Annotated in this window: 14 protein-coding genes; 9 read left to right on the top strand and 5 right to left on the bottom strand. The window is 70.6% G+C overall.

Translation table 11 applies throughout. From position 1 onward, the window contains the following. The first annotated feature begins 104 nt into the window (after positions 1-104). Genes AB0M70_RS06975 through AB0M70_RS06955 form a run of 5 tightly spaced genes read left to right on the top strand, consistent with a single transcriptional unit; the run spans position 105 to position 6,649 of the window. On the top strand, positions 105-1,739 hold the full coding sequence (locus AB0M70_RS06975; RefSeq protein ID WP_365817599.1) for an ABC transporter substrate-binding protein: 1,635 nt from the start codon (positions 105-107) through the stop codon (positions 1,737-1,739). Continuing rightward, on the top strand, positions 1,736-2,695 hold the full coding sequence (locus AB0M70_RS06970) for an ABC transporter permease (RefSeq protein WP_365817138.1): 960 nt from the start codon (positions 1,736-1,738) through the stop codon (positions 2,693-2,695). Before AB0M70_RS06975 ends, AB0M70_RS06970 begins: the two co-directional genes overlap by 4 nt. Next, positions 2,695-4,686: a dipeptide/oligopeptide/nickel ABC transporter permease/ATP-binding protein gene (locus tag AB0M70_RS06965; protein ID WP_365817136.1), complete on the top strand. Its 1,992-nt coding sequence runs from the start codon at positions 2,695-2,697 to the stop codon at positions 4,684-4,686. Before AB0M70_RS06970 ends, AB0M70_RS06965 begins: the two co-directional genes overlap by 1 nt. Next, a complete protein-coding gene (locus tag AB0M70_RS06960) occupies positions 4,683-5,717 on the top strand; it encodes an ABC transporter ATP-binding protein (RefSeq protein WP_365817134.1) in 1,035 nt (344 codons plus the stop codon). The genes AB0M70_RS06965 and AB0M70_RS06960 overlap by 4 nt, the downstream gene beginning before the upstream one ends. Beyond that, positions 5,714-6,649 carry a dihydrodipicolinate synthase family protein gene (locus AB0M70_RS06955; RefSeq protein WP_365817132.1) on the top strand — a complete coding sequence of 312 codons (936 nt, stop codon included), beginning with the start codon at positions 5,714-5,716 and terminating at the stop codon, positions 6,647-6,649. The genes AB0M70_RS06960 and AB0M70_RS06955 overlap by 4 nt, the downstream gene beginning before the upstream one ends. Before the next feature lie 156 nt (positions 6,650-6,805). On the opposite strand, the gene AB0M70_RS06950 is transcribed toward AB0M70_RS06955, so the two are convergent. The 5 genes from AB0M70_RS06950 to leuA form a co-directional block, all read right to left on the bottom strand. Then, positions 6,806-7,483, bottom strand: a complete 678-nt coding sequence (locus AB0M70_RS06950) for a response regulator transcription factor (protein ID WP_365817130.1) — start codon at positions 7,481-7,483, stop codon at positions 6,806-6,808. Further along, complete coding sequence (locus AB0M70_RS06945) at positions 7,480-8,661, bottom strand: histidine kinase (protein ID WP_365817597.1); 1,182 nt, start codon at positions 8,659-8,661, stop codon at positions 7,480-7,482. Before AB0M70_RS06945 ends, AB0M70_RS06950 begins: the two co-directional genes overlap by 4 nt. A 119-nt stretch (positions 8,662-8,780) precedes the next feature. After that, positions 8,781-10,868, bottom strand: coding sequence for an MMPL family transporter (locus AB0M70_RS06940; protein ID WP_365817127.1), 2,088 nt, complete (start codon positions 10,866-10,868; stop codon positions 8,781-8,783). Between the two features lie 157 nt (positions 10,869-11,025). Then, positions 11,026-11,721: a TerB family tellurite resistance protein gene (locus AB0M70_RS06935; RefSeq protein WP_365817596.1), complete on the bottom strand. Its 696-nt coding sequence runs from the start codon at positions 11,719-11,721 to the stop codon at positions 11,026-11,028. A 189-nt stretch (positions 11,722-11,910) separates the two neighbouring features. Beyond that, a complete protein-coding gene (gene leuA / locus AB0M70_RS06930; protein ID WP_365817125.1) occupies positions 11,911-13,638 on the bottom strand; it encodes a 2-isopropylmalate synthase in 1,728 nt (575 codons plus the stop codon). Between the two features lie 297 nt (positions 13,639-13,935). Between leuA and AB0M70_RS06925 the strand changes: the two genes are divergently transcribed. The 4 genes from AB0M70_RS06925 to AB0M70_RS06910 all read left to right on the top strand — a co-directional run bounded on the left by AB0M70_RS06925 (position 13,936) and on the right by AB0M70_RS06910 (position 18,024). After that, entirely contained in the window at positions 13,936-15,006 is a 1,071-nt protein-coding gene (locus tag AB0M70_RS06925) for a M4 family metallopeptidase (protein WP_365817123.1), read from the top strand. A 52-nt stretch (positions 15,007-15,058) separates the two neighbouring features. Continuing rightward, positions 15,059-15,325, top strand: coding sequence for a protealysin inhibitor emfourin (locus AB0M70_RS06920; RefSeq protein WP_365817121.1), 267 nt, complete (start codon positions 15,059-15,061; stop codon positions 15,323-15,325). Between the two features lie 90 nt (positions 15,326-15,415). Next, a complete protein-coding gene (locus tag AB0M70_RS06915; protein WP_365817119.1) occupies positions 15,416-16,789 on the top strand; it encodes a GH1 family beta-glucosidase in 1,374 nt (457 codons plus the stop codon). After that, complete coding sequence (locus tag AB0M70_RS06910; protein WP_365817594.1) at positions 16,786-18,024, top strand: MFS transporter; 1,239 nt, start codon at positions 16,786-16,788, stop codon at positions 18,022-18,024. Before AB0M70_RS06915 ends, AB0M70_RS06910 begins: the two co-directional genes overlap by 4 nt. Positions 18,025-18,044 lie beyond the last annotated feature (20 nt).

Raw genomic sequence — 18,044 nt, 5'->3', positions numbered from 1 at the left:
TTTATGGTCGCCACGCCACCATGACGTAGGACGTGGGATCTCTCGAGGGAGCAAGGGGAGACACAGTGAGCGACCAGACGACCAGCACAGGCTCCGGCGGGGCGATCGCATCCGCCGGACACACCGGGCCCGCACCGGACCGCCGCTCCTTCCTCAAGTACACCGGTGTGCTGGGCGCGGCCGCCGCCATCACCACCACGCTCTCCGCCTGCTCGGGACCCGAGTCCACGAACGAGGCCGGGGACGGCGGCGGCAAGGGCGGTGACTCGACCCTCACCGCCGTCATCGGCTATGGCAACGACGGCAGTTGGGACCCCACGCAGACCGCGTCTGCCTTCGCGATGGCCGGCAACGAGCACATCTACGAGGGTCTGCTGAACACCGACCCCCTCACCCGCGAGCCGTATGCCGCGCTCGCCACGGAGATCCCCACCGACGTCAAGGCGACCACCTGGAAGTTCACGCTGCGGCCCGGCGCCACGTGGCACGACGGGAAGCCCGTGACCGCCGACGACGTGGTGTTCGTCTTCGACCGGATTCTCGATCCGAAGACGCAGACGCTGGCCAAGGGCTTCTTCGAGAGCTGGCTGAAGGAGGTCAAGAAGGTCGACGCGACCTCCGTTGAGCTGAAGCTGAAATTTCCGTTCCCGGACGGGCTCGCACGGCTCTCCCTCGCCAAGATCATGCCGAAGCACGTGTTCTCCAAGCCCGGCGCCTGGGACGAGGCGACCAAGGGCAAGGCGGTGGGCTCGGGCCCGTACAAGCAGGCGTCGCACGCGCCGAAGTCCAACACCACCTTCGAGGCCTTCGACGACTACAACGGCCCCCGCAAGGCCGCCTTCAAGAAGATGAACTGGCTGACCATCGTGGACGCGGCACCCCGCGTCGCGAAGATCTCCGGCGGCAGCGCGGACTCGGAGATCGCGGACAACATCCCGTACGCCAACATCGAGCAGCTCAAGAAGGGCGGGCTCACCGTCGAGGGCGGGGCGGGGATGAACAACCTGTTCCTGATGTTCAACACCGCGCACAAGCCCTTCGACGACGTACGCGTGCGCCAGGCGCTCCACTACGCCATCGACACCGAGAAGATGATCCAGGTCGCGCTGAAGGGCCACGGCAAGGCGTCGAGCTCCTTCCTCAACGAGTCCAACCCCGCCTACCGGCCGGCGAAGACGGTCTATGCGTACGACCCGAAGAAGGCGAAGAAGCTTCTGGAGGAGGCAGGGGTCAAGGATCTGTCGATCAACCTCATGGCGGTGAACGTGAGTTGGATCATCGACTGCCTGCCGACCATCAAGGCCTCGTGGGACGCGATCGGCGTCAAGACGACGCTCGACCCGCAGGAGACCACGGCCGTCTTCACCAAGATGGACCAGAAGAAGGACTATCAGGTCGTCGCTGCCGCATCGAATCCCAACCAGTTCGGCATCGACCCCGATCTGATCATGCACTACAACTACGGGCCCGAGAACCTGTGGATGGGCTACGCCCGCTGGGCGGACAACTCCGTGGCCAAGAAGCTCTTCAAGGACATGGAGCAGGCGACGCGCGAGCCGGACGCGGCCAAGAAGAAGGCCATGGTCCAGGACTACATCGACACCGTCGCCGAACAGGCGGTGATCTATCCGGTCGTCCACAACGAGCTGATGACCGCCTGGGACCCGAAGAAGCTCACCGGCGTCAAGGCCCAGCCCTACCCCGGCATCAACCTGCTCCAGGCGAAGTGGGCGACGTGATCGCGGTCCTCCGCATCCTGGTCCGCCGCCTGGTGCTGCTCGTCCCGCTGCTGCTCGGCATCGTCCTGTTCGTCTTCCTCGTGATGCGGTTCTCGGACGTCGACCCGGCGTCGGCGTTCTTCCAGGGCGCCAATCCGACCGAGGAGCAGCTGCACGATTTCCGCGAGGAGAACGGGCTGCTCGATCCGCTGCCGGTGCGCTATGTGGCGTTCGTCGGCGATCTGGTCCAGGGCGACATGGGCATCAGCGTGCTCACCCGCTCGCCGGTGATGGAGCAGGTCACCACCGCGCTGCCGCTCACCCTGCAGCTGACGTTCCTGGGGCTCGGCATCGCGGTGGTCATCTCGCTGCTGCTCGGCGTGACCGCCGCGATCTACCGCGACCGGCTGCCGGACCAGCTGATCCGCGTCATCTCGCTGACCGGTGTGGCGGCGCCCGGCTTCTGGCTGGCGCTGCTCATGATCCAGTACCTGGCGGTGGAGGCGGGCTGGTTCCCGACCGGCGGGTACGTCAACCCCGGTGACTCCTTCACCGGCTGGCTGAAGACGATGACGCTCCCCGCCTTCGCGCTCTCCCTGCCGGTGGCCGCCGGCCTCACCCGCATCATCCGCACGGCGGTGGTCGAGGAACTCGACAAGGACTACGTGCGGACGGCGATCGGCAGCGGTCTGCCACCGGTCGTGGTGGTCGGCCGCAACGTCCTGCGCAACGCCCTCATCAACCCGCTGACCGTGCTCGGCCTGCGCGTGGGCTATCTGCTCGGCGGCGCCGTCGTCATCGAGACGATCTTCTCGCTGCCCGGCATGGGGAAGCTGATGATCGACGCGGTGAAGAACGGCGACCCGGCCGTCGTGCAAGGGGTCGTCATCACGACGGCCGTCGGATTCGTGGTCGTGAACCTGGTCCTGGACATCCTCTATCTGCTGGTCAATCCGCGCCTGAGGGGGACCGCCTGATGATCACGTCGCGCAAGGCCCTGGCCGAGCGGCTCTCGCGGCCCGGCATCCGGCTGCGCTCCCTGCGCCGCCTGCCCGTGCTCTCACGCATCGCGGTGGGCGTGCTCGGCGTGGTGGTCCTCGTGGCGCTCCTCGCGCCGCTGATCGCCCCGCACGACCCGCTCGACCAGCAGCCGCAGGCCGACGGCACCGGCCACCCGACCGCCGACCACTGGATGGGGCAGGACAGCCTCGGCCGGGACATCCTCAGCAGGCTGATGTACGGGGCGCGCTGGTCCCTGGCGATCGGGCTGGGGGCGACGCTGCTCGCCCTGGTCGTCGGGGCCGCGCTCGGGGCGATCGCGGCGACCTCGCGCAAGGCGGTCGACGAGACGCTGATGCGGTGCCTGGACATCGTCATGGCGTTCCCCGGGATCGCCCTCGCCGCCGTCCTCGTGGCGGTCTTCGGGGGCGGCATCCTCGTACTGATCTGCGCCATCGCGTTCCTGTTCACCCCGCCGATCGCGCGGGTCGTGCGCGCGAACGTGATGGATCAATACGGCGAGGACTATGTCGTCGCCGAGCGCATCGTCGGCGCCCGCACCCCGCACATCCTGATCAAGCACGTGGCCATCAACTGCGCGGCGCCGATCCTGGTGTTCTGCACGGTGCAGGTCGCCGAGGCGATCGTCTTCGAGGCCTCGCTGTCGTTCATCGGCGCGGGCGTGCGGCCGCCGGACCCGTCCTGGGGCAGCGTCATCGCCGACGGCAAGAACATGGTGCTTCTCGGCGGCTGGTGGGCGACGGTCTTCCCCGGCCTGCTCATGCTGATCACGGTCCTCGCCCTGAACATCCTCTCCGAGGGCGTGTCGGACGCGTGGGCGGCGCCCGCGACCCGCGACGTGCCGGGAGAGGCCCGCAAGGAGGACCGTCTCGAAGCGCCCGAGCCGGGCAGCGGCAAGGTCCTCGAGCTGCCGGGCCTGACGGAGGCGGCCGAACGCCTGCGCGCACGGGCGCGCCCGCTGCCGGAGGGCACCCCGGTCCTCACGGTCTCCGACCTCACCATCGGCTTCGACGCCCGCCACGGCGGCGTGGACATCGTCGACGGCATCAGTTTCCACGTCCGGCCCGGCGAAGTCCTCGGCCTGGTGGGCGAGTCGGGCTGCGGCAAGTCGCTCACCGCGCTGACCGTGATGGGCCTGGAACCCAAGGGCGCCCGCATCGGCGGCCGGGTCACCTTCGACGGCGAGCAACTGCTCGGCATGCCGATGCGCGTCCGCAGACGGCTCCTCGGCCACGACATGGCGATGATCTACCAGGACGCCCTGTCCTCCCTCAACCCCGCGATGACGGTCCGCTCCCAGCTCAAGCAGGTCGTACGAAGGGGAGGGCGCCGCACGGCCGTCGAACTCCTCGAACTGGTCGGCCTCGACCCGGACCGCACCCTGCGCAGCTACCCGCACGAACTCTCCGGCGGCCAGCGCCAGCGCGTCCTGATCGCCATGGCCCTCTCCCGTGACCCGAAACTGATCGTCGCCGACGAACCGACGACGGCCCTGGACGTCACGGTCCAGGCCCAGGTCATCCAGCTCCTCCTGCGCCTGCGCGAGGAACTGGGCTTCGCGCTGATCCTCGTCTCGCACGACCTGGCCCTGGTCGCGGACGTCACCGACCGCGTGGTGGTGATGTACGGCGGCCAGATCGTCGAGACGGGCGTGACGGCGGACCTCGTCGAGGCACCGTCGCACCACTACACGCGCGGCCTGCTCGGCTCGGTCCTCTCGCTCGAATCGGCGGCGGAACGCCTGACCCAGATCAAGGGCGTCGTCCCCTCGCCGGCCGACTTCCCCGCGGGCTGCCGGTTCGCGGACCGGTGCCCCCTGGCGAGCGAGGTGTGCCGCACGACGGCGCCCGAACTCGTGGGCGGGGCACGGCATTCCATCGCCTGCCACCACCCGGCGCAGCAGCCGCCACGGGTGCCGCGGCCCAGGGGAAACGAGGCCCTCAAATGACCGCTCTCCTCTCCCTGTCCGACGCGCACGTCGTGCACCGCGCACGCTCGGGCGGCCTCTTCTCGCGGGAGCGCGTGTACGCCCTGACCGGCGCCGACCTGACCATCGCGCCCGGCGAGACGGTGGGCGTCGTGGGCGAGTCGGGGTGCGGCAAGTCGACGCTCGCGAAGGTGCTCGTCGGGGTGCAGCAGCCCACGGCGGGGACGGTGTCCTTCCGGGGACGCGACCTGTGGACGATGAAGCCGGCCGAGCGCCGGACCGCGATCGGCCGCAACACCGGCATGATCTTCCAGGACCCGTCGACGGCCCTGAACCGCAGGCTGACCGTACGCCAGATCCTCCGCGACCCCCTGGACGTGCACAGGAGGGGGACACCGGCCCAACGTGACGCGCGCGTCCGCGAGTTGATGTCCCTGGTCGGCCTCCCCAAGGTCCTGGCCGATGGCCTGCCCGGCCAGCTGTCGGGCGGCCAGCGTCAACGCGTGGCGATCGCGCGTGCCCTGGCCCTCGAACCGGAGCTCGTGGTGGCGGACGAGCCGACGAGCGCGCTCGACGTCTCCGTGCGCGCCCAGATCCTCAACCTCCTCCTGGACCTGAAGGAGCGGCTCGGCCTCGCCCTGGTGTTCGTGTCGCACGACATCCAGACGGTGCGGCGGATGAGCGACCGCGTCATCACCATGTACCTGGGCAGGATCGTGGAGGAGTCACCGGCCGAGGAGATCCTGGACAGGGCGCGGCACCCGTACACCCGGGCCCTTTTCTCCGCGACGCCCGGCCTCCTGGACCCCATCGACCCGATCCCGCTCGTCGGCCCGGTGCCGTCGGCCACACGCCCGCCGAGCGGCTGCCCGTTCCGTACGCGGTGCTGGAAGGCGGACGACGCCTGCGCGGCCACCATGCCGGACGTCGAGTCGACGCCGGGGTCCGGGCACCGCTACCGCTGCCACCACCCCGTGCCGTACGGCCAGTCCACGCACGAGCTAGTGATCCAGTCCGCCGCCACGGACGCGAGCCCCAGGGAGACCCCATGACACTGCCCACCCCGCTGACCGGTGTCGTTCCGCCCGTCTGCACGCCCCTGACACCGGACCGCGAGGTGGACACGGCGTCGCTCGTCAGGCTGGTCGACCACTTGGTGGCGGGCGGGGTCGACGGCCTGTTCGTCCTCGGTTCGTCGTCGGAGGCGGCGTACCTGACGGACGCCCAGCGAAGGCAGGTCATCGAGACGGTGGCGGTCCATGCGGGGGGCCAACTGCCGGTCCTGGCCGGGGCGATCGACATGGCGACGCCCAGGGTCCTGGACCACGTCCGCTCCGTCACGGACGCGGGGGCGGACGGCGTGGTGGTGACGGCCCCCTTCTACACGCGCACGCACCCGGCGGAGATGGCGCGCCACTTCCGCCTCCTCGCGGCGCGCTCACCGGTCCCGGTCTTCGCGTACGACCTCCCGGCCTCGGTCCACTCCAAGCTGCCCGCCGAACTGATCCTGGAACTGGCGGCGGAGGGCGTCCTGGCCGGCCTGAAGGACTCCAGCGGGGACGAGGGAAACTTCCGGGAGGTGGTGCTCGGGGCGCGGGGCCGGACGGACATCGCGGGCTTCAGCGTCCTGACGGGTTCGGAGACGACGGTGGACTCGGCGCTGGCGATGGGGGCGGACGGGGTGGTGCCGGGCTTGGGGAACGTGGACCCCGAGGGTTATGCGCGGCTGTATCGCTACTGCCGGGAGGGGGACTGGGTGCGGGCTCGGTCCGAACAGGAGCGGTTGTGTGGGCTGTTCGGGATGGTGCGGGTGGGGGATGCGGGGCGGATGGGGGGCAGCTCGTCCGCGCTGGGCGCGTTCAAGGCGGCGCTGCATCTGCGGGGCGTGATTGCGTGCCCCGCTACGGCGGAGCCACAGGTTCCGCTGGCCCCCGGGGAGGTTGAGCGGGTGGGGAAGTTCTTGGCGGGGGCGGGGTTGCTGTAACGGTCTTTTGAGTCCCCAACCCCGCCCCTTCCCACAAACTCGCTCGGCGCGAGGGCCGCAAGATTCAGCCCCTCCGGCGTTTGAGGAGCGGGGTCTGGGGCGGAGCCCCAGTTTCGGGAAGGGGCGGGATTGGGGAAGGCCCCGCAGGGACCGCCCCTACCTGGCCCCTTCCACCCCCGGCCGCACCAACCCCGACTCGTACGCAACGATCACCAACTGCGCCCGATCCCTGGCCCCCAGCTTCCCCATGATCCGGCTCACGTGCGTCTTCGCGGTCAGCGGACTGAGCCCCAACCGCTCCGCGATCTCCGTGTTGTTGAGCCCCCGCGCCACCAGCGCAAGCACCTGACACTCCCGCTCGCTCAACTGACCGGAAAGCGCATCCGGCAGAGCAACCTCCGCCGGCGCCCGCAACACCCGCGCGACAAGCCGAGAAGTCGGGCCCGGCGACAGCAGGGACTCCCCCGCCGCCACGACACGAATCGCATCCAGCAGCTCCGCCGGCTTCGTGTCCTTCACCAGAAACCCCGACGCCCCGGCCCGCAACGCCTCCACGACATGCTCATCCGTGTCGTAAGTCGTCAGCATCAGCACCTTCACCCCGGCCAGATCCTCGTCCCGCGCGAGCAGCCGCGTCGCCTCGATCCCGTCCAGGTCCGGCATGCGGATGTCCATGACGATGAGATCGGCCCGTTCCGAGCGGGCCAGCTCGACCGCCGCGCGCCCCGTCCCCGCCTGCCCCACCACCTCCATGTCCGGAGCGGACTCGACCAGCATCGCGAAGGCCGCCCGTACCAGCGTCTGATCGTCGGCAAGCAGCACACGGATCGTCATCGAAGCCCTCCCACAGGCACCAGCGGCAGTACGGCGGACACCATGAAACCGCCTTCGGAGCGAGGCCCCGCCTCCAGGGTGCCGCCCACGCTCCGGGCCCGCTCCCGCATCCCCACGAGGCCGAACCCGGGGGTGTGCGCGGGGTCGTCGGGGGTGCGGCCGTCGTCCTCGACCGTCACCCGCAGCTCGGCCCCCTCCGTGCGTATTCCCACCCGGATGGTGAGTCCCGGCCCGCCGTGCCGCACCGCGTTCGTCAGCGCCTCCTGCACGATCCGGTAGGCCGCCGCGCCCACGGCGGGCGGCGCGTCGGCCTCCCGTACCGCGAGGTCGACCTCGGCCCCGGACGTACGCGCCGCCTCCGCGAGATCGGCGAGGCCGTCGAGGCCGGGCAGCGGTCCTCGCGACTCCTCCGCGGTGCCCGTCTCCCTCAACACCTCGAGTGTGGCCCGGAGTTCGCCCCGCGCCGAGCGGCATGTGTCGGCGATGTCGTCCAGGGCCTTGGCCACCGCCGCCCGGTCGAGCCGCTCGGGATCGGCGGCCAGGACATGGGCCGCGACGGAGGTCTGCACGCCGACCAGGGTGATGCTGTGCGCGAGCAGGTCGTGCAGATCGCGGGCGACCCGCAGCCGTTCCTCGGCGACCCGCCGACGTGCCTCCTCCTCGCGCGTGCGTTCCGCCCGCTCGGCGCGCTCCAGTACGGAGGTGACGTACTGGCGGTGGATGCGCACGTACACGCCGAGCAGCAGCACCGCGACGATCCACCCGGCGATTCTCAGCACCTCGGCCACCTGGTGCGGGGCCACGCTCGCGTTGACCGACATCGTGACGCCGACGACGAGGGTGCCGGTGATCAGGGCGCGGCGCGGACGGCCGGACACGGCGACGGTGTAGAGGGCGACCATGCCGACGGGGACCGCGGCCACGTGGGTGTAATCGACGGCGTGGTAGGGCGCGATGCAGGCCACGACGGCGAGGAGCACGGGCACGGGACGGCTTCGCCGCCACACCAGGGGCAGGTGGGCGCCGAGCAGGAGGGCCCACCCCAGCGCGTCCGGCCGGCGCCCGTCCACGACGAAGACCGCGAGCAGGGCGGACAGCACCGCGAGGCCCGCCGCGAACACGGCGTCGTCCCGCAGGGCGCGCGAGGTGCCGGGCACGGCCCCGGTGAAGGGCAGCACGCCACGCGGCGCCGACGGACCCCGGCCGATCTGCACCTGCGGTTCTCTCCCCACCGCTGCATCCTCCCGTACGAGGACGCCCCTCCGGCAGGGAAGGGGCGTCCTGAAGTGGCCGACGGTCAGGAGGCAGGCACCCGTTGGGGCTCCGCTTCCGGGACCGGGTCGGTGGCGGTCGCGGGCCGCGACAGCTTGCCCGGCCACCACACCTTGCGCCCCAGCGCCACGCTCGCGCTCGTCACCAGGTACGTCCGTACCAGGAACGTGTCGAGCAGCACGCCGACCGCGATCACGAAGCCGAGCTCGACCAGTTGCACCAGCGGCATGCTGGTGAGGACCGCGAACGTCGCCGCGAGCACCAGACCCGCCGACGCGATGACGCCGCCCGTCGTCCGCAGCGCGGTGAGCGCGGCCTCCCTCGGCTCCGCCCCGGCGAGGGACTCCTCCCGCATGCGGTGCATCAGGAAGATGCCGTAGTCGACGCCCAGGGCGACGAGGAAGACGAAGGACAGCAGCCCGAGTCCCGGGTCGGTGCCCTCGAAGCCCAGGAGCGGCTCGAAGACGAGGCCCGCGATGCCCAGCGAGGCCCCCCACACCGCGACCACGGCGGCGAGGAGCAGCAACGGCGCGACGAGTGACCGGAGCAGCACGACCAGGATCAGCAGCACCGCCGCGAGGACAAGCGGCACGATGATCATCGTGTCGCGGTCGTTCGTCTCCTTCAGGTCGAGCTGCTGGGCGCTGGCACCGCCCACGTACGAGCCGTCGAGGCCGGCCCGCAGCGCCTTGATCGTCGCCGTCTCGGCCGCCGACTCGGGCGCGGCCCTCGCGATCACGGAGATCTCCGTCCAGCCCTTCCCCGAGCGCCCCTGCCGCGCGCTCTCCACGCCCTTCGTGTCCTTGACGGCGGACAGGGCCGCGGCGGCACGGTCCTCGGGGGCCATCACGGTGAGGGGCCGGGTGCCCTGTTCGGGGTAGGCCTTCGCGAGGGTCTCCATCGCGGTGACGGAGTCGGGTGTCTTGGTGAAGGAGTCCTCCTGCTTCAGCGCACCCGGCAGGCTGAACGCCCCCAGGGCGAGCGCGCCGAGCAGCACGGCGCCGCCCAGGAGCACGGTGCGGGGCCTGCGCCCCGCGGAGCTTCCCATCATGGAGAAGAGACTGCGGCGCTTCTTGGGCTCGCTGCCGAAGGTGGGCACGAGCGGCCAGAACACGCGCCGTCCGAGGAGGACCAGGAGCGCGGGCAGCAGCGTCAGCATCGCGAGGAGCGCGCACAGCACGCCGACCGTGCCCAGTGGGCCCATGCCCCGGCTGCTGTTGAGGTCGGCGGCGAGCAGGCAGAACAGGCCGAGCGCGACCGTCCCCGACGAGGCGAGCACGGCGGGACCGCATCCCTTCAGCGCGGCCACCATCGCGTCGTAGGGGCGTTCGATCCTGCGCAGCTCCTCGCGGTAGCGGGCGACGATGAGCAGGGCGTAGTCGGTCCCCGCGCCGAAGACGAGGATCGTCATCACGCCGCTGCTCTGGCCGGTGACGGACGTCCCGAAGCCCTCGTGCAGCCCGTACGCGACGCCCATCGCCAGGTAGTCGGCCATGCCCGCCACGGCGAGCGGCACGAGCCACAGGAACGGGCTGCGGTAGATGAGGATCAGGAGCAGCGCGACCACTGCGGCGGTGGTGTAGAGCAGCGGCCCGCCGAGCGAGTTGTAGACCTTGCCCGCATCGGTGGTGAGGGCCCCCGGGCCACCCACGTCGACGCTCAACCCGGCCTTGCCCTCGGCGACTTCGCGTACGTCGTCGACGAGCGCGTCCCTGGCCTTCTCGTCCTGGCCTGGTTCGTTGCTCGCCACCGGGTACATCAGCGTGGTGCCGTCCTTGGACGGTACGGCGCGCGGGGTGCCGGTCAGCTTGTGGTCCCGGCCGATCTCGGCGACCTGGGCGGCCGCGGTCTCGCGGTCGGCGGCGGTCAGACCGTTGGCACGGTGGTAGACGAGCACGAGTTCCGTGGCCTCGCCGCCGGGCAACTGGGCCTGGAGCTCGGCGACGTGGGTGGAGTCGGCGCTTGCGGGGAGGTAGTCGACAGCGCGGTCCTGCTGGGTGTCGGCCAGTTTCGAGGCGAAGGGCCCGGCGAGCGCGAGGACGGCGATCCACAGCCCCAGGAGCCCCCAGGGCACGGCTCGACGCCGGCGTGAGGTGGTCTGTTCGGCCCGCATGACGGGCCTCCTTCCGGCAGGTTGGCAGGTTCGGTGCCAACCCTTCCGGAGGGAGCGATGCGATCCGTCGGGCGCGAGGGCGAGTTGGGGAGTACGGCGCGGGGAGACATCCGGGCCGCAGTACTCCCTGGGGAGTAGCGCTTCTACACCCCTGAGGTCAGAAGTGCGTCGTCCGCGCCGCGACCATCAGCCGCGTCACCTCGTCCGCGCCGATGGTCAGCGCGCCGCCCGCGGTGGCGAGCACCTCGCGCTCGGCGGGGGTGTACGGGCCGTCGGCGAGGGCGATCCGCGCGCCCTGGAGCAGCAGCGCCTCGCGTCCGGCCGGGGCCAGGTGCGGGGCCAACGGGCCGAGCGCCTCGTGGAGTTCTATGGCCAGGCCGGGCCCGCAGTCCGGGACGGTGGCCCGTCCGGTGTCGGCGGCGAGCGCGTCGACGAGCGCGACGAGCTGTTCATCGCGGCAGTCGTCGAAGCCGGCCCCGCGCAGCGCGCCGACGGCCGCGTCGAGCGTCGTGCGCGAGGAGGTGCCGCCCGCGGCGAGGACGGCGAGGACGACGGTGTGCACGGCCTCGCGCACCATGGCCGAGAGACGTGTGGTGGTGGGATGGCCGAGAACGTCCGTGCCGAAGTGGTCGCCGCAGGCGGCGCACTCGACGATGGGGCCCGCGGCGCCGCGCGGCAGGACCGGCACACCGAGCAGGACGAAGCGGCGTTTGCCCGTGCGGCGCTGGTAGTTGCGGTCGCCGCCGCAGCCGGGGCAGAAGAACTCGCCGTCCCCGACCGTGGTCCAGGCCGTGTGCACGCCGATCACGCGCCTGCGCAGGACTCGCCCGCGGGAAACGGGCGCGGCGAAGATACGGGATTCCCGGCCGTTTCGTCCCCGATCTGGCTGCACCGCGCACCTCCGTAACGCCCCGGCAACATTGCCGCGTTGGGCGTGATGTTAGCCACATTGTTGATGTGGCGTCAGCACCCTGTGCGAGAGATGGCCGGTAGACGATCGCCGGGCAGGCTCATTTTCGGCCTGCCCGGCGGCCGGAAGGCGTCAGCGCGCGGCGCGGTTCACCGCGGAGACCGCGGCCTTCAGCGAGGCACGTGTCGTATTGGGGTCGATGCCGATACCCCACAGGACCTTGTCACCGATGGCGCATTCGATGTACGACGCGGCCTGCGCGGAGGCTCCTTCGCTCATCGTGTGCTCCTGGTAGTCCAGGAGGCGTACGTCGATGCCGATGCCCTGCAGCGCGTTGAAGAAGGCCGAGATCGGACCGTTGCCGGTGCCGGTCAGGACGGTGTCGGCGCCGTCGACCGTCGCCTCGACGGTCAGCGTGTCCGTGCCGTCCTTGTCGGTGGTGGTCTGGCCGTTCTTGACCTGGATGCGTCCCCAGGGGTTCTCGGGGTTGGGCAGGTACTCGTCCTGGAAGATGCCCCAGATCGCGTCCGGCGTGACCTCGCCGCCCTCGGAGTCGGTCTTCGTCTGGATGATCTTCGAGAACTCGACCTGCATGCGGCGCGGCAGGTCCAGCTTGTGGTCGTTCTGCAGGACGTAGGCGATGCCGCCCTTGCCGGACTGCGAGTTGACGCGGATGACGGCCTCGTACGAACGGCCGACGTCCTTGGGGTCGATGGGCAGGTACGGGACGGCCCACTCGATGTCGTCGACGGTCTTGCCCTGCTGCTCGGCCCGGACGCCCATGGCCTCGAAGCCCTTCTTGATGGCGTCCTGGTGGGAGCCGGAGAAGGCGGTGTAGACGAGGTCACCTGCGTACGGGTGGCGCGGGTGCACCTCCATCTGGTTGCAGTACTCGGCGGTGCGGCGGATCTCGTCGATGTCGGAGAAGTCGATCTGCGGGTCCACGCCCTGCGAGAACAGGTTCATGCCCAGCGTGACCAGGTCGACGTTGCCGGTGCGCTCGCCCTGCCCGAACAGGCAGCCCTCGATGCGGTCGGCGCCGGCCATGATGGCCAGTTCGGCGGCGGCGACGGCGGTGCCGCGGTCGTTGTGCGGGTGGACGGACAGGCAGACGTGCTCGCGGCGGGTCAGGTTGCGGGACATCCACTCGAAGCGGTCCGCGTGGGTGGAGGGCGTCGAGCGCTCGACCGTGGCGGGCAGGTTCAGGATGATCTCGCGGCCCTCTTCGGGCTGCCATACGTCGCAGACGGCCTCGCAGACCTCCAGGGCGAAGTCCAGCTCGGTGTCGGTGAAGATCTCGGGGCTGTACTGGTAGCCGAAGACCGTCTCGGGGCCCAGCAGCTTCTCCGCGTACTCCATGACGAGGCGCGTGCCGTCGACGGCGATCTGCTTGACCGCGTCCTTAGAGCCACGGAAGACAACCTCGCGCCAGACGGGCGCGGTCGCGTTGTAGAGGTGGACGGTGGCGCGCTTGGCGCCGACCAGCGACTCGACCGTGCGGGAGATGAGCTCCTCGCGGGCCTGCGTCAGCACGGAGATGGTGACGTCGTCCGGGATCGCGCCGTCCTCGATGATCGACCGCACGAAGTCGAAGTCGGTCTGCCCGGAGGAGGGGAAGCCGACCTCGATCTCCTTGTAGCCCATGCGGACCAGCAGGTCGAACATCTCGCGCTTGCGCGCGGGGGACATCGGGTCGATCAGCGCTTGATTGCCGTCACGCAGGTCCGTGGAGAGCCAGCGGGGAGCGACCGTGATCCGGTTGTCGGGCCACGTGCGGTCGGGGATGTCGACCTGGTCGTACTGCCCGTACTTGTGGATCGGCATGGAAGTGGCGCGCTGCAGATTGGGCTTGATCGCCATGATGCGGGGGCTCCTCGGGAGTGTCCTTAAGGACGGCCGACGGTCGCTTCGCGAGCAACACCGAACTCCGCGGGGAGGGGGTCGGCCTCGACTACAGGCCCTCGCCGCGGCAGCTAAGGAGAAGCAGCCCGTAACGCATGATGCTCCGCAGCCTAGCCGAGCCGCGCTGTGTGCGCGGGTGCGTATCAGTATGCGGGATCGCCGCCAGGTAACGGGTATGAGGTGATCAATACCTCTATTTCATTAATCATGGTTGCAGGTAGTGACAGCGGCATGACCCAGTGCCACATTGCCGCCATGACCGCCAACCCAGGCTTCGAGCCTGTCTTCTGCACCATCATTCCGCCCCACGTGCTCGACACTCTGGCCCAGAGTGACGACGCCACGCTCGCCGGTCCCGCCCGCCGCACCCTGGAACGGGACTCCATCGAGCGCACCCACCGCCGTCTGACCACGGTCATCGGCGCCCCCTCCGTCTCACTGCCCAAGGAAGCCGCGGAGAGCAAACCGCACCGCACGATCTACGACGCCCGGCACAAGACCGAGCTGCCGGGCCGCAAGACCCGCGGCGAGGGCGAGAAGCCCGGCAAGGACGCGACCGTCAACCGCGCGTACGCGGGCCTCGGCGCGACCTTCGAGCTGTTCCTCAAGACGTACCAGCGCAACTCCATCGACGGCAGCGGTCTGCCGCTGAACGCGACGGTCCACTACGGCGAGAAGTACGGGAACGCCTTCTGGAACGGCGAGCAGATGGTGTTCGGCGACGGTGACGGCGAGATCTTCCTCGACTTCACCATTCCGGTGGACGTCATCGGCCACGAGCTGACGCACGGCGTGGTCCAGTACACGGCGAACCTCACGTACTTCGGTCAGCCGGGTGCCCTGAACGAGTCCTTCGCGGACGTCTTCGGCTCGCTGATCAAGCAGTACACGCTCGGCCAGACCGCCGCCGAGGCCGACTGGCTGATCGGCGCCGGGCTGCTCGCCCCGCGCGTGACCGGCAAGGCGCTGCGCTCCATGAAGGCCCCGGGCACGGCGTACGACGACGACGTGCTCGGCAAGGACCCGCAGCCCGCCGACATGGACCACTACGTCCGCACGGGCCGCGACAACGGCGGCGTGCACATCAACTCCGGCATCCCCAACCACGCCTTCTACCTGCTGGCCGAGGCGCTCGGCGGCAACGCGTGGGAGCGGGCCGGACAGATCTGGTACGCGGTCCTGACCGGCGGCGAGCTGGCCCAGGACGCGTCCTTCGCGGACTTCGCGAAGCTGACCGTGGCCGCGGCGCGCGCCAAGTACGGCGAGGGCGAGGAGCACGGCGCCGTGGTGAAGGCGTGGTCCCAGGTCGGCGTGCCCACCAACTGACCCGCCCACCGACCGCCTACCGACCGACCTCCCCATGGAGTAGACAGGTTCCATGCGTATCCAGGTGAAGCGCACGGGAGGATTCGCGGGCATCGAGCGGCACGCCGAGGTCGACACCTCGGGTCTGCCCGATGCCCACGAGTGGCAGGCCCTGGCCGAAGAGGCCGTGGCAGAGGGCCGGAGCACGCCACCGATAGGGGTGCCGGACGGCTTCAGTTACCAGCTCACCGTGGACGGACACACGGTGTACTGCTCGGATCCCCGCCTGACCGATCCACAGCGCAAGCTGATCACGCGCGTCCTCAAGGAGGGGGCGTAATCGGGAGAACGCGCAAGACGTGAGAAGTGTTCACCTTTTCTGAGGCACGCCCATTGACTTCCGTACGCGGCCGTACGGAAGATCGCGGCCATGGCAGCGAGCGATGCGCGCGAACCACTCCCTCAGTTCCCCCGCGACTTCGTGTGGGGCGTGTCCACTTCGGCTCACCAGATCGAGGGCGCCGTCGACGAACGCGGCCCCTCGGTCTGGGACGCGTTCACGGCGGTGCCGGGCCGGGTGAAGGACGGCACGACGGCCGCCGTCGCCTGCGACCATTACCACCGCTACCGCGAAGACGTCGCGCTCATACGCGAGTTGGGCGCGGACGCCTACCGCTTCTCGGTGTCGTGGCCGCGCGTCCTGCCGAGCGGGGCTGGCGAGGTGAGCGCCGCGGGCCTGGACTTCTACGACCGCCTCGTCGACGAGCTGTGCGCGGCGGGCGTCAGCCCCGTCCCCACGCTCTTCCACTGGGACACACCGCTTGCCCTCGCCGATGAGGGCGGCTGGCTGCGGCGCGACACGGCCGAGCGTTTCGCCGAGTACGCGGCGGTGGTGGCCGGGCGCATCGGCGACCGCGCCAAGAAGTGGATCACCCTGAACGAACCCGCCGAGCACACCCTCCTCGGTCACGCGCTCGGCCAGCACGCACCCGGGCAGCAGCTCATGTTCGACGCGCTGCCGGTGGCGCACCACCAGCTCCTCGCCCACGGTCTCGCCGTACGGGCGCTGCGCGCGGCGGGCGTCACGGACATCGGCATCGCCAACTCGCACGGCCCCACCTGGCCGGCGTCGTCCTCGGCCGAGGACACCCAGGCGGCGGACTTCTACGACGTCCTCCTCAACCGCCTGTTCGCGGACCCGCTCATCCTGGGCCGATACCCGGACGGCATCGCGGAGTTGATGCAGGGCGGCGGTGACATCGAGGCCGACCTGAAGGTCATCGCCGAGCCCGTCGACTGGTACGGGATCAACTTCTACCAGCCGACCAAGGTGGGCGCCCCGCTCCCGGCGTCGGCAACGGCGGCGCCGACTGAGTTCTCCGGCCTCACCCTGCCGCCCGAACTCCCCTTCTCGCCACGGCAGATCGAGGGCCGCCCGGTGACGGACTTCGGCTGGCCGGTGGTACCGGAGTCGCTCACCGAACTGCTCACCGGCTTCCGCGACCGGTACGGCGACCGCCTGCCCCCGTTGGTGATCACCGAGAACGGCTGCTCGTACGAGGGCATCGACGACCAACGCCGGATCGACTACCTCGACGGCCATCTGCGGGCACTGCACCGGGCGTTGGAGGAGGGAGTGGACGTACGCGGCTACTTCGTCTGGTCCCTGATGGACAACTTCGAGTGGGCGGAGGGCTACCGTCAGCGCTTCGGTCTCGTCCACGTCGACCACACGACCCTGGAGCGCACCCCGAAGGCGTCGTACGCGTGGCTGCGCGAGACGCTGCGGGCCCAACGGGCATGACGGCCGACGCGCTGCGGGAGCCGGTCGACCGGGTCGGCCGCGGCTGGACGGCATCCCTGTCGCTCGCCAACGGTGCGATCTGGGTGGGCTGGTACGGCCCGCTGCAGATCCTGCTCGCCGTGCAGGCGGAGGATCTGGCCCCGGCCGGCACCTCCAAGGAGACGGTCCTCGCGTGGGTCGCGGGCGCGGGGGCCGTGGTGTCCCTCGCCTCGAACCCGCTCTTCGGGGCGCTCTCGGACCGCACCGTGTCGCGCTTCGGGCGGCGTACCCCGTGGATCGTGGCGGGCACGGCGGGCGGCGCGGCGGCGCTCCTGCTGCTCTCGGCCGCCGGGTCCGTGTGGTGGATGGCGGCGGGCTGGTGCCTGGTCCAGCTCACCCTGAACGCCGCGTTCGCCGCCGTCACGGCAGCCGTGCCGGACAGGGTGCCGCGGCTCCAGCGGGGCGCGGTGGGCGGCTGGCTGGGGGCGGCGCAGATCCTGGGCGTGGTCGTGGGCACGGGCCTGGCGACGGCTGCCGGGGGTGTGGGCGCGGGGTACGCGGCGTGCGCGGTGTTCACGCTGGCGGGCGTGCTCCCGTACGTCCTGCGCCACCGGGACCTGCGCCTCGCGCCGCGGGACAGGCCACCGTTCGCGTGGCGCTCGTTCGCCCGCGCCTTCTGGCTGAGCCCGCGCCGCTACCCGGACCTGGGGTGGGCCTGGCTGACCCGCTTCCTGATCAACCTCAGCAACGCCCTGGTCCTGCTCTATCTCCTCTACTACCTGCGGGACCGCCTGCACTACTCCGACCCGGACGAGGGCGTCCTGATCCTCACCGCGGTCAACGGCGTGACGCTGCTCGCGACCGTGGTCGTGGGCGGCGTCTGGTCGGACCGCGTGGGCCGCCGCAAACCGTTCGTGCTCTGGTCCGGCGTCCTGATGGCGGTGGCGACGGCCCTGCTGTCCGGCTGGCAGACCTGGCCGGGCGCGATCGTCGCGGCGGCGGTGCTCGGCGTGGGCTTCGGCGTCTTCACGTCGGTGGACTTCGCCCTGATGACGGACGTCCTGCCGAAGGCCATGGACCGCGGCAAGGACATGGGCGTCATCAACATCGCCAACTCCCTCCCCCAGGTAGCGGCCCCCGCCCTGGCAGCCCCACTCGTGACGCACTTGGGGGGCTACCGGGTGCTGTATCTGATGGCGGCGGGGATCGGCTTGGCGGGGGCGCTGCTGGTGACCCGGATCAGGGGCGTGGAGTAAGTGGAACAAGCAGCGTGCCG

This window comes from Streptomyces sp. NPDC051214 (assembly GCF_040682375.1).
GTDB lineage: Bacteria > Actinomycetota > Actinomycetes > Streptomycetales > Streptomycetaceae > Streptomyces.
Note: the sequence above shows the minus strand (reverse complement) of the source record. Positions and strands in the feature narration are given on the sequence as shown.

Bases quoted from the DNA above. Each gene is read 5' to 3' on its own strand.
- AB0M70_RS06965 (WP_365817136.1), top strand. From the start codon at position 2,695: ATGATCACGTCGCGCAAGGCCCTGGCCGAGCGGCTCTCGCGGCCCGGC.
- AB0M70_RS06960 (WP_365817134.1), top strand. From the start codon at position 4,683: ATGACCGCTCTCCTCTCCCTGTCCGACGCGCACGTCGTGCACCGCGCA.
- AB0M70_RS06955 (WP_365817132.1), top strand. From the start codon at position 5,714: ATGACACTGCCCACCCCGCTGACCGGTGTCGTTCCGCCCGTCTGCACG.
- AB0M70_RS06950 (WP_365817130.1), bottom strand. From the start codon at position 7,483: ATGACGATCCGTGTGCTGCTTGCCGACGATCAGACGCTGGTACGGGCG.
- AB0M70_RS06940 (WP_365817127.1), bottom strand. From the start codon at position 10,868: ATGCGGGCCGAACAGACCACCTCACGCCGGCGTCGAGCCGTGCCCTGG.
- leuA (WP_365817125.1), bottom strand. From the start codon at position 13,638: ATGGCGATCAAGCCCAATCTGCAGCGCGCCACTTCCATGCCGATCCAC.
- AB0M70_RS06925 (WP_365817123.1), top strand. From the start codon at position 13,936: ATGACCGCCAACCCAGGCTTCGAGCCTGTCTTCTGCACCATCATTCCG.
- AB0M70_RS06920 (WP_365817121.1), top strand. From the start codon at position 15,059: ATGCGTATCCAGGTGAAGCGCACGGGAGGATTCGCGGGCATCGAGCGG.
- AB0M70_RS06915 (WP_365817119.1), top strand. From the start codon at position 15,416: ATGGCAGCGAGCGATGCGCGCGAACCACTCCCTCAGTTCCCCCGCGAC.
- AB0M70_RS06910 (WP_365817594.1), top strand. From the start codon at position 16,786: ATGACGGCCGACGCGCTGCGGGAGCCGGTCGACCGGGTCGGCCGCGGC.